Source organism: Alicyclobacillus acidoterrestris (assembly GCF_022674245.1).
In the GTDB taxonomy this organism is placed as follows: Bacteria; Bacillota; Bacilli; order Alicyclobacillales; family Alicyclobacillaceae; genus Alicyclobacillus; species Alicyclobacillus acidoterrestris.
On record NZ_CP080467.1, the window covers coordinates 1,245,464 to 1,260,715 of the forward strand.

Below are 15,252 nucleotides of genomic sequence, written 5' to 3' on the forward strand. Positions count from 1 at the left end.
CAATCACCTCACACGAAGTACGAAAGCGGTTTCTCTGGAAATAAGTATACGCACTCTCGAGCATTCGTGTCTGAATCCGCGACAGAACGAGATATCACGCGACAAATAACGATTATTCAAGTCGACTTGAACGGTTGGGGTTAGCCCGGTTCGAACGCACCGTGGTCTGCCTCGTTTAGAATCCGAGATGTGTTCGAACGCGGCGGACGTACGTCTGTGCCACGGAAAGACGCGTTTTGTTCGGCACTGCCATCACGACATTCAGGTTTGACCGGTCATCTCGCTCGATGGAGTCAATGAACCTGATATGAACAATGTAAGATCGGTGAATGCGCAGAAAGTGTTCATCTGGGAGATGCAGTTCAAGAGCGCGCAGTGTATGTTCTGTACTAAATCTGCCATTTTTCGTATAAAACCAAGTTTTCTTCTCATAACTTTCGAAGTACGCGATGTCCTGAATGGAAATGGGGCGCCACACCTGGCCCGTCTTTCCGACTACGTACGACAACGGTTGGCGTCGCTCTTCACTTTTTGGCGGTAAAATGACTGCAACAGCCGACTCGATACCCTGTTCAGATTGGAGCGGGTAGCCCAACCCATAATAAGGGACGCCGAATACATCCGAGTCCACTTCGGATTCGATCCGGTGCCGATGCGAGAAAACGAGATCTGCGATACTCCCAGGGCGCACAACTTCACCAGGTGCGATTCGCAAATCGACTGCACCGGGATGATATGCTACATACTTTTGCCCGCTTGCAATGGCGACGGAGGCGGTTGGTGGAATCCAATCTCGCAACAGTTCGGGGAGTTGCTCTAGCAATGGAGAAGCCTTCACCATCATCACCCTCTTGGTTGAATCGACTTCAATCTTCACGACCAAAGTTTAGCACAGGATGCGTCGTGGGGAATGGTTCAGGGGGATGTTGTTGATTGGTGGATTATCGAATGTTTGTGTCATATTTACAGATGTCTAGGTTTGATGGAAAATGTGATCATTGTTGTTGAAAGATGTGCGCGAACCGCTCAGGGGGGAACACGGTGAAAGGACTTTTTAAAGCGATCTTATGGCGGTTGCTGATAGGACAGCCTGGGTACGCCCTCAGTCGTATATGGAACAGTATAAGCAGTCGAGGGGATATGAGAGTTCATGGTCGGCGACAGCCATTTTAATTGGATTGCCAAACTTGCTGGTCTCCATTCTTGTCTATCATGTCGTTCACTGAGCTGTAGATTTCCGGCTAGGCCCATTCCACGTTGCTCGTGAGGTCGCCGTTGCTGCGGAAACCTTCTTGGCTCTCACGTGGATGTCTTATTAGAACACGCGCGTGTAATCAGGAGAGGATAAGGCATCAAAACTGCGCTATTCCTTGGATTTTTGCCTTTATCCGGTGGCATTTCAGTAGATAGGGTATTTTATTTGTCTTAAATCTGCAGAATCTACAGAAAATTAGGGGATAGTGCAGAAAACTTGTCTTATGTCGATCCGGCCGCCCATCCCATCCGCCCGCCCCACGATCACGACCGTCGCCGCCCCCCAGTCGCCGTTACCGTCTCTGCTACCGCCGTCGCCATCCCCAGAATCCCAGCGACTTCAGGCTACTGCATCGTGTCATCCGATGGTAGACTGGGGTCAAGTGAAGATTTGTGACGGGATGGGGAGAACGGATGCGCATTTTACATACGGCTGACTGGCATTTTGGCAAGACGCTGGAGGGGCGCGATAGAATCGCGGAGCAACGTCAGTTTGTCGATGAATTGATAGAGTTGTGTGCGGCGGAACAGGTCGATCTCGTCCTCATGGCAGGCGACGTCTATCAGACGGTGAATCCGAGCGCGCAGGCGGAAGAGTTGTTCTACCGGGCGCTGGATGGGCTGTCGGCGGGTGGCACGCGTGGGGTTGTCGTGATTGCGGGCAACCACGACAATGCTGACCGCATCGCGGCGGCGCGGCCATTGGCGGACAAGTTGGGGATTACCTTGATGGGCCTCCCGAAGGATGAACTGGCACCTACACCTGTTATCAATGGTCAAGTTTGTCGCGTGCGTGCAGGCGTTGGTTTCGTGGAGTTGGCGATTCCTGGATGCGCAGAGCGGGCGGTGATTGCCGCACTGCCGTATCCGTCGGAGGCGAGATTGAACGAAGTTCTTGGGCGCACGTTGGATGAGCGGGAATTGCAGGAGAGCTACAACCAACGGATACAGAGCTTTTTTCGTGCCCTATCGGAGCAGTTTCGCGAGGACACGGTGAATTTGGCGATGAGCCACGTCTATGTGCGTGGAGGCCTGGAGTCTGATTCGGAGGTGCAAATTCAAATCGGGGGTGCCTATGCGGTGAATCCGGACAGTTTTCCCGCTCGTGCACAATATGTGGCGCTCGGGCATTTGCACCGTCCACAAGGTGTCGTTGGGGCGGGTGTGCCGATGCGATATGCGGGATCACCACTGGCATACAGTTTCTCGGAAGCCGGACAGACGAAGTCGGTTGTCATCGTCGACGCGGTGCCGGGGAAGCCGGTTGAATGGCGCGAAGTGCCGCTTCGAAGTGGCAAGCCGCTCGTGCGCTGGCGGGCGACAGAAGGGGTGAGCCAAGTGTTGCAATGGGTGGAACAAGGACGTGATGCGAACGCTTGGATCGATCTCGAAGTGCACGTGCAGACCGGGTTACAACTGGAGGAGATTCATCGCCTTCGCGAGGTACATGCGGGATTCGTCCACATTCGCCCGGTGCTACCTGTCGCTGTGAAATCACTCACCGACGATTCGTCGGATAGCATCCAGACGCGCTCCATTGCAGAGCATTTCAGTCGCTTCTTCGAGGAAAAACACGGCGTTTCGCCGGATGATGCACTTGTAGAACTGTTTTTGGAGATGGTGGCGGAAGTGGAGACGGACGCCGACTTGGCTGATTTGGACGAGTCATCCGTCGACAAGGTGTCTGGGGAGGAAACTGCATGAAGCCGATTCGTTTATCGATTGCGGGATTACACAGTTTTCGGGAGCGGCAGGAGATTGATTTTGCGGCCCTGACGGAGACGGGCATGTTTGGTATCTTCGGTCCGACGGGCAGTGGGAAGTCGACGATTCTCGATGCCATCACCTTGGCGCTATATGGCGATGTTGGACGAGCGGGCCGCAATACCCAAGCGATTCTCAACCACGCCGAGAAACGGCTGGAGGTCTCGTTTGAGTTCGCGATTGGCGCGGGGAACAAGCGCAGGCGCTACCGGGTGGAGCGGGCGTATAAGCGCGGACAGGGGTTCTCGGTAGAACATCAGGCCAGCCGTTTGTTGCAGTTGGAGGAGATAGCGGAGAGCGACGAGGATGGTCTCGTCGTTGTGGCTGAAGGGAAGAATCCCGTCACGCAGGCCATTCGTTCCATCTTGGGCCTGGAGCAAAGCGACTTTACGCGGGCAGTTGTGTTGCCGCAGGGGAAGTTTGCCGAGTTTTTGCAGCTGACCGGATCGGAACGGAATGCCATGACCGAGCGGCTATTCGGTTTGGAGCAGTACGGGAAAGCGCTCTTCGACAAAGTCAATGCGCGGGCAAAACAGGTGGAGGCGGATTATCAGGTTGTCGTCGCCAATCAGGCGGGGCTGGGAGATGCCTCGCAGGCAGCGCTGGATGCAGCGCAGGCGGCGGTTCAGAAAGCATCAGCCGAGTTGCAGCAGGCAGAGCACGCGCGCGTGGAGGCAAATGCTCGTCTAAAAGTTGCGGACGAGGTGCGCCGCTTGATGACGGAGCGCGAAGCTGCCATCAAAGCGCGAGAAGAATTGGCGCAGTTGGCAGACGAGATGGCCGTGATTCGGAAGGCACTTGCCCGCAGTGCAGAGGCGAATCGCGTTTGGCCGCTCGTTGAAGCGTGGCAGGCGGATTGTGCTGCGGCAAAAGAGGCGCATAAACGTTTGGCGGCACAATTGGACTTGGCAGAAGAGGCGCAAGCGGCGCTCTCTGAGGCTTCGTTGCGACGGCAGCGTGAACAAGCGCGGCGGGATGCCTTGGAGCCGGAGTTGCTTGCGAAGAAAGGGCGGCTTCGCGATGCTGAGGACATCGAAGCAGAGTGGTTGACACTCAAGGCAGAGCTCGCCGCCGTCAAAACGGCGAGTGACGCTGCGCTTTCAGCGCACGCGACGGCGCTCTCTGAGCAGTCTGCAGCTCTGCAGGCTGTAGAGCGGTTGGCGGCGGACAGGATGCAGGCGGAAGCCAGTCGCGAAAAACATACGGTTCAACCGGAGACGAGACAGCAATTGATGCAATTGCGCGAGGCGTTTGTGGGTTGGAAGGAGCGACAAGCGAGCGTTCGTCACGCGCGTGAAGCGTACGCTGCACGGCAGGCTGAGTTACGGTCCGCCATTGCAAATTACACATCGGTCGCGGCTATCGACGAGCAGGTGCACGGAGAGGCGCAGCAATTACGAAATGTTGCAGAGGCACTCTGCGAGCGGGCTCCGGAATACACCGCAGAAGATCTATCTGTCGCAAGGACCTGGTTGGGACAAACGCAGTCGCGCCTCGCGAGCGCGAAAGCGGTGGAGCAAGAACTCGCTGATTTACAGAAGCGTCTTCAGGCGGCGTACCGGGATTACGAAAGCCAATTGGGTGAACTGACCGCACAGCGCGAGACGGCTGAACAATTGGCCCAGGTCTACCGCGACCTGGAAGAGGCCCGTCAGCGAAGCGTATCTATTAGTGAAACAGCGCTGATTCGCCAGCTGGCGGCGCGGTTAAGGGGCGGGGAAGCGTGCCCTGTCTGTGGCGCGTTGCATCACCCGAATCCTGCGGTCGGGCAGTCGGTCGACGAGACGGACGTAGTGGAGTGGACAATAGACGATGATGCAGCGCTCCATCGCGCAGATGCGGCTTGGCGTCAGGCGGATGCGGCAGCACGGGCGGCGGAGACGGCGTGTGTGCAGCGACAGACGACGGTTCAGATGCTTCGCGAAGAGGTGGACAGGAAGCAGGCGCAATGGGCCTCTGCCTGGGAAGCGTTACAGATGTGTTGGCCGCCAGCTGATGTGCTGTTCAAGTTCAAGGCAGGCAGTCAACCTGCGGACACGGAGTCCTGGGCGCAATTCCTAGTGGATTTGGACGCAGCCTTGGCGCAGGCAGCAGACGCGTTAGCCGTGTGGGACGACGAGCATCGTCGCTTGGCCGAGCGACAGCAGGAAGTTGATCAACGGCGTCTGCAATTGGGACAGCAACTGGCCGTTGCAGAAGCTGCACAAAAGGCAGCAGAAAAAGAGGAATTGCGAGAGCAGGCTGTGCTTGCCGAAGCGGTGGCCGCATGCGAGCGGGCGAAGGATGTCCTCGAAAAGAGGATGGCAGTTCTTTCGATTGAACCGCTGGTCGACGACGACATCGCAAAAACCGAAGCTATCGTAGCGGCACGCCTACGTCAATTGGACGAAGATGACCGCGCGGCGGCAGAGGCCCAGCGTATCATCGCGCGCCTCACCGTGCAACTGGAGGAGGCACAAGCTCGTCTGCAACAAGCGCAAGCGGACGTGCAACAGAGGGAGTTGGCGGTTCGCGAACACAGTTTGCGCATGGAACAACTCGAGGAGGCTGTGGCGGCGCGTGAGGCACAATTGGCTCAGTATACGGGCGGCGCGTCTGTGGCTGAGGCAAAGCGACAGTTAGAGGCGACGCTTGCGGACTTACAGGCGGCAAGCGAACGGGCTTCGGCGGAATTTGAGGCGGCGACCGAACGAGCTCAGGCGGCAAAGCAAGCCGTGACCCGGGCAGAGGCCGAGTTCGAATCGCAGAGCAAAGCGGCTGAGACGGCGCAGGACAAGCTCCAGGCGGCACTTGCGCAGAGTGCGTTTGCCACCATCGAGGCCGTGGCGGACGCCCGGTTGGAGGAGACCGAGGCACAGGCGATAGCGGACAAAGTACTGGCGTACGACGAGGCCGTGCGCGAATCGACGAGTCGCCTCGCTGACTTGGAGGCGCGATTGAATGGTCGCTCGCTGGACGAGGAAGCTTGGCGCAATGCCCAAGCGGATGCAGAAGGGGCGGAGGCGGCGTACAAGACAGCGCTACAAACGCATGGATCCCGCCTGGAACGACTGCAAGACATCGCGCGCCGGCAGCAGCGCTGGCAGGAACTTGAGGAGCAACGGGTGGCGCTTGAGGGCATGGCGACGCGCCTATCGGCATTGCAATCGACGTTGCGGGGCAACGGGTTTGTTCAATATGTGGCGCGGGATCAGATGGAGCACGTGGCGCGCCAAGCGTCTGAACGGCTGGGTGCACTCACGCGGGGGCGCTATGCGCTCACCTTGACCGAGGATGGGAGCTTTTTGATGCGCGACCAGCACAATGGTGGCGTGTTGCGGCCGGTTTCCACGCTGTCCGGGGGCGAGACGTTCTTGACGTCACTATCGTTGGCACTCGCGCTGTCGGCGCATATTCAGTTGCGCGGTCAGCATCCGCTCGAGTTTTTCTTTTTGGACGAGGGCTTTGGCACGCTCGATCCCGACCTGCTCGACGTGGTCATCTCCTCCCTGGAAAAACTCCATCTGGAGCGCATGTCCATTGGCCTCATCAGCCACGTGCCGGAACTCCGCCAGCGCATGCACCGGCGTTTGGTTGTCGAACCGGCGCTGCCAGCGGGGCGGGGCACGAAAGTCATCTTGGAGAAGGCGTAAGCGGGACAGAAATTACGCGAATGTGGATTTGCGCATCGAAGGCTGGCGTTTGCGGCCCACGAGGTACGCCAAATAGGGCATCTTTGAAAGCCAGCGGGCCTCAAGCCGGCGGACTGACCAGCGAATCCCTGCGTACCACAGGATGGCCGTGACGAGTAGGCTATAGGGAACCATAATGGGTTGGAGTACGGCTTCCGAGATGCTTTCGACTTCATGTAGTATCAGTCGATCGAACAAGTAGTGGGCCCATACGACCGGAACGGCACAGCATAACGCAATCAGGACGAGTCGGCTGTGCCGTTTGATGAACGCGCACACGTTGTCGTAGTGACAGGCGAGGATGCCCCCTGCCACGAACCAGAACTGATAGGTCAGGAAGATTTCACTGCGATAGCGATCCGCATTTGCGATCACGGTCGGCAACTTCGCGTAGTGGACATGTGGCAGAACGAATGTGCATGCCGCCATCAGCAGGGTGTTCGCCATGTGCTTGCTCATTGACAGAAAAAATGACGTTGTGTGCACGGACAATACGGCGAGCATGATGAATGCGCGCATGAGATCGATTTCATATAGGTGACGCTTTCCCAACGTTTTATCTCCTCCTTTGTGGCGCATTTGTCCATGGTAGTATGAAAATGTTGAAAACCGCTTGAGACGGGTGTGGGCGCGGGGTGGCCGGCGGCGCGGGAGCGCGGGCGGGATCGTGGGCGGGATCGTGGGCGGCGGACGGGATCCGGCGGTGTCATGCGGCAGTGGAGGCGCAATAAGACAAAATATCGACTCTATTTCCGGAGATTAGCGAGATTTCGCGCAATTAGGGTAGAAAAAATACCCTATTTACTTAAAGGCTGCCCGGAAGGGCGAAAAGTCAGCGATTAGGGCAGTTTTCGTGTCTTATCGACGGCTTGGAACGCTCCGGTGTCTTAATAAGACAGCCGATGCGAGCATCGGGCAGCGGATCCCTCCACGATAAGGGGAGACATCGCGACGGTAATTCCCACGTGAGACCCCCCATCATGCCATTCACACCGCGATGAACACCACCATGCAAGTAGGGGAGACGGCCACTGTGTCAGAAAACCTATCTCCTCTCGCGTGTCATTTCGTTCGAAACACCACCTATTCAACAAATTTTTCAGATGATTGTAAGGTTACTTTACATAATCTGTTGACTGGGCAGCGGTTGTTCCTTAGCATTAACGCTACAGATGAAGAGACAGCAGGAGTCGCGAAAGTGTACGTGAGTGTGAACGCAAAGGAGGAGAAGGGAATGGCTTAAACTGCTCTGCGGGTAGAGGTTCAATACGACATTGACCCCACGCTGTACAACGAAGACTTGGCACCCGTTTCGAGCGAACAGCGCACGTGGGGATGGTTGAACTTTACGACGGTATGGATGGGAATGGTGCACAATATTGTCGCGTACGAAACGGCGGCGAGTTTGCTCAGTCTGGGCATGAGTGTCTGGCAGGCGCTATTGACGGTCATCGTGGCCAATGCGGTTTTGATTGTCGCCATGTGCCTCAATAGTGTCGCAGGAGCCAGGTACGGTTTGCCGTTTCCAGTGCTCGTCCGCGCGGCGTTCGGACACAAAGGCGCGCAAATCCCTGTTTTTGTCCGCGCATTTGTCGCAATATTCTGGTTTTCGATTCAGGCGTACGCCGGGAGTGAGGCGGTCGGTGCGGTATTTGGTGCGCTGATTCCAGGCTGGGCTTCGTTGGGGCACTATCACATCATTGGGATGGGGCTGAACACGGCCATCGCAGTGGCGTTGTTCTGGTTATTGCACATTTGGGTCGTGTCGCACGGTATCAATCGCGTCAAGTACTTCGAATTGTGGGCAGGGCCACTCGTGATTGTTTTAGGGCTTTGTCTGGTGGTCTGGTCGATTACGGTAGCGCATGGCTTCGGTCCTGCTTTCACACAGCCGTCGAAATTGCATGGCGTCGCGTTTTGGCAGGCTTTTGGATTGTCGGTGACTGGCCTTGTAGGCACGTGGAGTACGCTAGTGTTAAACATTCCCGACCTGACACGGTTTTCGCGGTCGCAGAAAGATCAAATCGTCGGTCAAGCTATCGGGTTGCCTGGTACGGCTATCTTGTTTTCGGTGATGAGCATTGTGATTACGTCCGGCACGTTGATTGCATTTGGGACCGCCGTGACTGATCCGGTCCAATTGTTGGGCAAATTCAACAATTCAATCGTTTTGATGTTCGGCGCGTTCGCGCTGCTGATTGCGACGTTATCTGTCAACGTTGCAGCGAACGTCGTCTCTCCGGCTTATGACCTCGTGAACCTGTTTCCCAAAAAGCTGAACTTTGTTCGCGCCGGTGTGATTTCAGTGGTTATCGGCCTGTGCTTCGCCCCGTGGCTTTGGTACGACAACGGTGGCGTCATCTTCAGTGTCCTCAACGCGATTGGTGGCGGACTTGGTCCAGTCGCGGGCATCATGTTAGCAGACTTCTTCATGATTAAACGGCGCAAGTACGACGTCTTGAGCTTCTATCGAAGCGATAGCGAGTATCGGTATACCAATGGCTGGAATCTCCGAGCAATTGGAGCACTGGTCATTGGGCTTATCGCTGCGTTTATCGGTTTGGTCGTGCCAGTGTTGTCCATCCTCTACACCTATTCGTGGTTCATTGGCGTCATTGTCGGCGGCGTGGCATACGTGTTGTTGATGCGGTCGTCGATGAGCGTTGAAGCCATTGAACCTGTTGCTGTCGGTATGTTCGAAGAGAATTGATGTCGTATCGAATCACAGCAACATCACCAGCAATCAATCACAAATGACGAATCCCCCGGAAGAAGGAGAATCAGGATGCCAAAGACCTTAATCAAACAGGGTGTAATTGTGACGGCCGCGGATACCTATCAAGGGGATATTCTCGTTGAGGATGAGAGGATCGTGCAGATTGGGCAAAATTTGCGCCCAGAGCGTGATGCCGAGGTGATCGATGCGACCGGGTGTTATGTGTTTCCGGGCGCGATCGACGAACATACGCACATGGCCATGCCGTTTAATGGAACCGTGACGGCGGATTGGAACACGGAGACGGTGGCCGCGGCTATCGGTGGCACGACGACGATTGTCGATTTCGCGAAACAGGAAAAAGGCGATACGCTGGCGCACACGGCGGAGGTTTGGAAGCGGCGCGCCGATGGGCGAACGGCGATAGATTACAGTTTGCATGTGGCGATTACCGATCTCACCGACGCCGTGCTGGACGAAATTGCACATATTGTCCAATCTGGCGTCGCGACACTGAAACTATTTATGGCGTACAAGGGAGAAACGATGGTGGATGACGCGACGCTGTTGACTACCTTACAGGTGGCGAGGGACGTCGGGGCACTGGTGATGGTCCATGCTGAGAATGGGGATGCCATTGACATCTTACAGCGGCAGTTGATAGCGGCGGGTAAAACAGAGCCAAAATACCATGCGGTCAGCCGTCCTATCGAGATTGAGGCGGAAGCTACCAGGCGTGCGATTGCCCTCGCAAAAGTGGCGGATGCGCCGATTTTTATCGTGCATGTATCGGGCCTGGATTCGCTGGAGGAAGTCAGGCGTGCGCGGGCAGCAGGGCAACCGGTGTTTGCGGAAACTTGTCCGCAGTATTTGCTGCTGGATGAGTCCTATCTCGTTCTACCTGATTTTGAGGGCGCCAAATACGTTTGTTCACCGCCGCTCCGGGCCGCGCTTAATCAAGAAAAGCTTTGGCACGGGCTGGCGAACGGTACGCTTCAGGCCATCGGGACAGATCACTGTTCGTTCAATTTTGCACAGCAGAAACACTTGGGTGCGCATGATTTTCGGAAGATTCCGAACGGCGTGGGTGGGATCGAAAATTGGATCCAGCTCCTGTACACGTACGGCGTAAAGACGGGGCGGATTTCGCTGAATCAATTGGTGGAATTGACCTCTACCAACCCTGCGAAGTACATGGGGCTGTTCCCGAAAAAGGGGACCATCGCCGTTGGGACGGATGCAGATATCGTGGTGTTTGATCCCGCTGTAGAACAGACCATCACCGCTGCGAACCAAAAGCAAAACAGCGACTACAGCGTGTACGAAGGATTTCGAATCGATGGAGCGCCGCGCCATGTCCTGCTTCGTGGGAAGGTGATTGTCACGGAGGGGGCGTACGTTGGTGACCTTCGCGATGGGCAGTTTGTTCATGCGAACCCATACGGTGCGGCGTATTCGACAGAGCGGGAAGTGACAGCGAGCGCTGCAGAGCAGATCCATCATTTGTTCGCTTAATTCGATTGGACTTTGGATGTGACCGGAGCGTGAGGAGGCGATGAGGATGCATCGACGTGCTGGGAATGATATTCTTGCAAATTTTGCTGAGGTCGTGCCTGCGTTAAAGAGCGCCGAAGCGGTACTGGAAGCGAATCGCTGCTTGTTTTGCGAGGATGCACCGTGTACCGCCGCCTGTCCAACTGGGATTGATGTGCCTATGTTCATTCGTAAAATTGCTACGGGTAATTTGACCGGATCGGCCAAGACCATTTTTGACGCGAACCCTTTGGGCGCTAGTTGCGCGCGCGTTTGCCCGACTGAAGCGCTTTGCGAGGGGGCGTGCGTATTGAATGAGTTGAGCACGCCGGTGATGATTGGACAATTGCAGCGCCATGCCACAAATCACCTGATGGCGCATCTAGATATTCAGATGTATCACAGGGGCGTGGACAACGGGTTGCGTGTTGCCATCGTGGGGGCAGGCCCTGCTGGGTTGAGCGCCGCACGCGAACTGGCGCGATGGGGCTACGGCGTCACCATGTATGAACAGGACGACAAGGCAGGTGGACTCAACACGTACGGCGTCGCGCCATTTCGTTTGCCACAAGCGATTGCACTTTGGGAAGTCCGGCAGATAGAGCAATTGGGCGTCGAGATTTGCACAGGTGTGACGGTGGGGCAGGATGTGACCGCTGAGCATCTGCTCCAGGTGTATGACGCAGTATTGATTGCAGTTGGACTCGGTCGGATACAGCAATTAGGTATTGAAGGGGAGTCACTACCAGGGGTGATGGACGCACTGGAATTGATTCGCGCGACAAAGGACAAAGGCTCTGAACATGTCTCGATTGGGCGTAAAGTCGTTGTGATCGGCGCTGGCAATACCGCTATCGACGCCGCGACGACAGCGAAGCGTCTGGGTGCCGAAATCGTTCAGATTTTGTACCGGAGGACGGAGAATGAGATGACCGCCTACCCATTTGAGTACGATTTCGCCAAGATGGATGGGGTTGAGTTTCGCTGGCTGATTGCACCGGTTCGGATTGTTGGCAGCAATCAGGTGGAAGCCATTGAATGTCGGCGGATGCGCCTCGGTGCTGAAGATGCGAAAGGCCGGCGGAACCCAGAGCCTGTTCCCGGATCTGAATTGATGATCCAAGCGGATAACGTCGTGATGGCTATCGGTCAGGAGAAGTTGATTCAATTGTTCGATCACTTTGGCATCCAGCACCACGGCGGCATCGTGGAAATCAATGACAGGATGCAAACCTCCCGCGAGAACGTGTTCGCCGCGGGGGATTGCACCTTCGCGGGGGGCGGTTATGAGGAAGCGACAGTGGTTCTCGCGGTGGAACAAGGCAAGCGGGCGGCTGACGCGATTCACCGGACGTTGAGCGCAACATTTGCCAGCGAGGGCGCTGTCTAAGGAGGTTTCACGTGTGGCAGATTTGAGGGTCAATTTCGCAGGTATTTCATCGCCGAATCCGTTTTGGCTCGCTTCTGCGCCTCCGACAAACAGTGGGTACCAAGTGATGCGGGCGTTTGAAGCTGGGTGGGGCGGTGTCGTTTGGAAGACGTTGACTGATAAGCCGATTGTGAATACCACATCGCGATTCGCCGGACTGCGGCTTCACGGACAGCGAATGGTTGGGTTTAACAATATTGAATTGATATCTGATCGGCCGCTGGCAGATAACCTGCGCGAAATTGCCGAGGTGAAACGACGTTTTCCAGACCGAGCAGTGATTGCTTCCATCATGATTGAGCCAAAGCGCGATTTGTGGCATGAGGTCATCAAACGCACGCAGGATGCGGGAGTCGATGGATTTGAGCTGAATTTCGGCTGTCCGCACGGTATGGCGGAACGCGGGATGGGCGCAGCGGTGGGGCAGCATCCGGATCTTGTGAAAATGCAGACGGAATGGGCGAAAGAGGCCGCAACCGTGCCGGTCATTGCCAAGCTCACGCCAAACATTACGGATATTCGCGTGACGGCGCAGGCAGCTCGGGCGGGTGGAGCAGATGCGGTTAGCATGATTAACACGATTAATTCCCTGATGGGGGTAGATCTCAACACGTGGAACACGATTCCGCACATTGATGGGCGCGGGGCACACGGAGGATATTGCGGCCCGGCCGTAAAGCCTATCGCTTTGCATATGGTTGCCGAGTGTGCTAAGGATCCGCTGGTGGGGATTCCGATTTCGGGCATGGGAGGGATCAGCGATTGGCGGGATGCCGTAGAGTTTATGCTGATGGGATCGACTTCTGTACAGGTTTGTACAGCCGTCATGCATCACGGGTTTCGAATTGTCGAGGACATGCTGGATGGACTGAATAATTACCTCGACGACAAAGGGATTTTGCGGGCAATGGATTTGGTTGGTCAGGCAACTGGCAAGTACGGTGACTGGAATCGTCTCAATCTCCGTTACCAGACAGTTGCGAAGATTGATGAGGATACATGCATTCGCTGCAACAAGTGTTACGTGGCGTGTGAGGATAGTGCGCACCAAGCGATTCAAATGATTGCGAACAAAGAAGATGGCAAATCGCGTTATCACCTTGAAGTCGTTCGTGACGAATGTGTGGGGTGCAATTTGTGTTATGAAGTTTGTCCGGTAGATGGGTGTATCACGATGGAAGTTGTTGATAATGGGCTGGACGCAGTGACTTGGAGCGATCTCCAGGATACTGTTGCACACGGCAACCGATAACAAGGCTTTATCGGGAGGTTATGGAATGGAATTTGGCGTGTTCCTGCCGATTGCGAATAACGGATGGATTATTTCAAAAGCTTCTCCGCAATACATGCCGACCTTTGAGCTAAACCGCCATGTGACGATGAAGGCGGAGGAAGTTGGATTTGATTTCGCGCTCTCGATGGTCAAGTACCGCGGCTATGGAGGGGAGACGGAACATTGGGACTACGCATTAGACTCACTCAGTTTGATGGCTGGACTCGCGTCCGTCACAGATAGAATTCGTCTGTACGGAACGATTCAGCCACTCACGTTGCACCCCGCAATGGCGGCGCGTATGGCGATGACCATTGACGATATCAGCGGTGGGCGGTTTGGTATCAATGTCATTACGGGTTGGAACAAGTACGAATACGCGCAGATAGGGTTGTGGCCAGGTGATGCGTATTACAATCAGCGATATGACTATGCGGAAGAGTGGTTGAACGTCGTCAAAATGCTGTGGAAGGACGGCCGTGCGACCTATAAGGGCGAGCATTATCATCTGGACGACTGTTTGTGTTTACCAACGCCCCGCCAACAACCAAGTCTACCGATTGTGTGTGCCGGCATGTCGGATAGAGGACTGAGGTTTACAGTCGAACATGCAGATATCAGCTTTGTTGCGGCGGACTTCGCAGGCTGTAAGGCGTTGAGTCAGAAGACGAAACAAATGGCGCAGGCGATGGCGAAATTGTACGCAGACCATGCAGATTTTGGCGCATTTAAGGGGGTGGTCGAAGCTTCGGGCAATGATCCGAGTGGCTCCACCGCAAAGATGATGAACAAAGAAAATGTATTTATTACACCGACGATCATTGGATCGTACGAAACGGTGTCCGATTATCTGCTCGCGTTGGAGACAGACACGGATGTGGATGGTGTGCTAGTGACGTTTCCAGATTTTTTAACAGATGTCGAAACATTCGGTCGCATGGTGATTCCTGCAGTGCGCAAATCGGCACTCGACGTTCTGTCTTCTTAATGCATGGGTATGCGCCCAGTCTACGCGGTGGGCAAGGGTGTATTGGTCGTGCTCAACGACGAGATCAACAGTGCCCGCGAGGTCGCAAAAACCAACACATATCGACTGGAGACGTTTCAATCTGGTCAACTCGGTTTCCTCGGATATGTCGATGCCAACGGAGAAGTTGTTTTTTACCGTGATGTGGCGCGGTTGCATACGTCGAGATCGGCGTTTTCTAGAACGAGCGTCGCGACGTGGCCGCGAGTAGACATTGTTTACTCGTACGCTGGGGCGGATGGCGCGTTCATCAATGCTGCTTGTGAGGCGGGCACAAGGGGGATCGTCGTGGCCGGTACAGGGGCAGGACTCGTCTCGAGCGCCGAGATGGCGGCGTTGCAAACAGCGCGCGCTGCGGGCGTCATGGTCGTGCGGAGCAATCGTTTGGGCAATGGCCGCGTACTTCCACTGGCGAAATACACGGCGCATGGTTTTGTTAGTGCCGATAATCTCACTCCTCAAAAGGCGCGCATTTTGCTCATGCTTGCCCTCGAGAAAACAAACGACGTCCATTCGATTCAGGCGTTCTTTGACCAGTATTGATACGGTCTTTGTCCCAAATTTTTATCCGTTGGAGGGGAATAT

The 15,252-nt window shown here is 55.5% G+C and carries 10 protein-coding genes; 8 read left to right on the plus strand and 2 right to left on the minus strand.

All coding sequences use genetic code 11. The annotated features are described in order from the left end of the window. Positions 1-175: 175 nt before the first annotated feature. Positions 176-838 (minus strand): LytR/AlgR family response regulator transcription factor, encoded by a 663-nt coding sequence (locus K1I37_RS05810; RefSeq protein WP_161624353.1) that lies wholly within the window; start codon positions 836-838, stop codon positions 176-178. 830 nt (positions 839-1,668) lie between these two features. Between K1I37_RS05810 and K1I37_RS05815 the strand changes: the two genes are divergently transcribed. Beyond that, positions 1,669-2,958: an exonuclease SbcCD subunit D gene (locus tag K1I37_RS05815; protein WP_021296673.1), complete on the plus strand. Its 1,290-nt coding sequence runs from the start codon at positions 1,669-1,671 to the stop codon at positions 2,956-2,958. Continuing rightward, on the plus strand, positions 2,955-6,650 hold the full coding sequence (locus K1I37_RS05820) for an AAA family ATPase (RefSeq protein ID WP_021296672.1): 3,696 nt from the start codon (positions 2,955-2,957) through the stop codon (positions 6,648-6,650). Before K1I37_RS05815 ends, K1I37_RS05820 begins: the two co-directional genes overlap by 4 nt. 12 nt (positions 6,651-6,662) lie before the next feature. On the opposite strand, the gene K1I37_RS05825 is transcribed toward K1I37_RS05820, so the two are convergent. Beyond that, positions 6,663-7,241: a hypothetical protein gene (locus tag K1I37_RS05825; RefSeq protein WP_021296671.1), complete on the minus strand. Its 579-nt coding sequence runs from the start codon at positions 7,239-7,241 to the stop codon at positions 6,663-6,665. Between the two features lie 748 nt (positions 7,242-7,989). On the opposite strand from K1I37_RS05825, the gene K1I37_RS05830 reads away from it, so the two are divergent. From K1I37_RS05830 to K1I37_RS05855, 6 genes are all read left to right on the plus strand, one after another. Then, on the plus strand, positions 7,990-9,399 hold the full coding sequence (locus tag K1I37_RS05830; RefSeq protein WP_269078054.1) for an NCS1 family nucleobase:cation symporter-1: 1,410 nt from the start codon (positions 7,990-7,992) through the stop codon (positions 9,397-9,399). A 75-nt stretch (positions 9,400-9,474) separates the two neighbouring features. Next, the gene (hydA, locus tag K1I37_RS05835) at positions 9,475-10,920 is read left to right on the plus strand and encodes a dihydropyrimidinase (protein WP_021296668.1); all 1,446 of its coding nucleotides are present in this window, start codon (positions 9,475-9,477) and stop codon (positions 10,918-10,920) included. Positions 10,921-10,960: 40 nt separating this feature from the next. Further along, positions 10,961-12,328 carry an NAD(P)-dependent oxidoreductase gene (locus K1I37_RS05840; protein ID WP_031218685.1) on the plus strand — a complete coding sequence of 456 codons (1,368 nt, stop codon included), beginning with the start codon at positions 10,961-10,963 and terminating at the stop codon, positions 12,326-12,328. A gap of 13 nt (positions 12,329-12,341) precedes the next feature. Next, complete coding sequence (gene preA, locus K1I37_RS05845; RefSeq protein WP_021296666.1) at positions 12,342-13,619, plus strand: NAD-dependent dihydropyrimidine dehydrogenase subunit PreA; 1,278 nt, start codon at positions 12,342-12,344, stop codon at positions 13,617-13,619. 25 nt (positions 13,620-13,644) lie between these two features. Beyond that, the gene (locus tag K1I37_RS05850; protein WP_021296665.1) at positions 13,645-14,628 is read left to right on the plus strand and encodes an LLM class flavin-dependent oxidoreductase; all 984 of its coding nucleotides are present in this window, start codon (positions 13,645-13,647) and stop codon (positions 14,626-14,628) included. Between the two features lie 9 nt (positions 14,629-14,637). Further along, positions 14,638-15,210, plus strand: coding sequence for an asparaginase domain-containing protein (locus tag K1I37_RS05855; RefSeq protein ID WP_223204061.1), 573 nt, complete (start codon positions 14,638-14,640; stop codon positions 15,208-15,210). The last annotated feature ends 42 nt before the right edge of the window (positions 15,211-15,252 follow it).

Excerpts from the sequence above, each read along its gene's own strand:
- hydA (WP_021296668.1), top strand. The coding sequence starts at position 9,475 with ATGCCAAAGACCTTAATCAAACAGGGTGTAATTGTGACGGCCGCGGAT.
- K1I37_RS05850 (WP_021296665.1), top strand. The coding sequence starts at position 13,645 with ATGGAATTTGGCGTGTTCCTGCCGATTGCGAATAACGGATGGATTATT.
- K1I37_RS05855 (WP_223204061.1), top strand. The coding sequence starts at position 14,638 with ATGCGCCCAGTCTACGCGGTGGGCAAGGGTGTATTGGTCGTGCTCAAC.
- K1I37_RS05820 (WP_021296672.1), top strand. The coding sequence starts at position 2,955 with ATGAAGCCGATTCGTTTATCGATTGCGGGATTACACAGTTTTCGGGAG.
- K1I37_RS05840 (WP_031218685.1), top strand. The coding sequence starts at position 10,961 with ATGAGGATGCATCGACGTGCTGGGAATGATATTCTTGCAAATTTTGCT.
- K1I37_RS05815 (WP_021296673.1), top strand. The coding sequence starts at position 1,669 with ATGCGCATTTTACATACGGCTGACTGGCATTTTGGCAAGACGCTGGAG.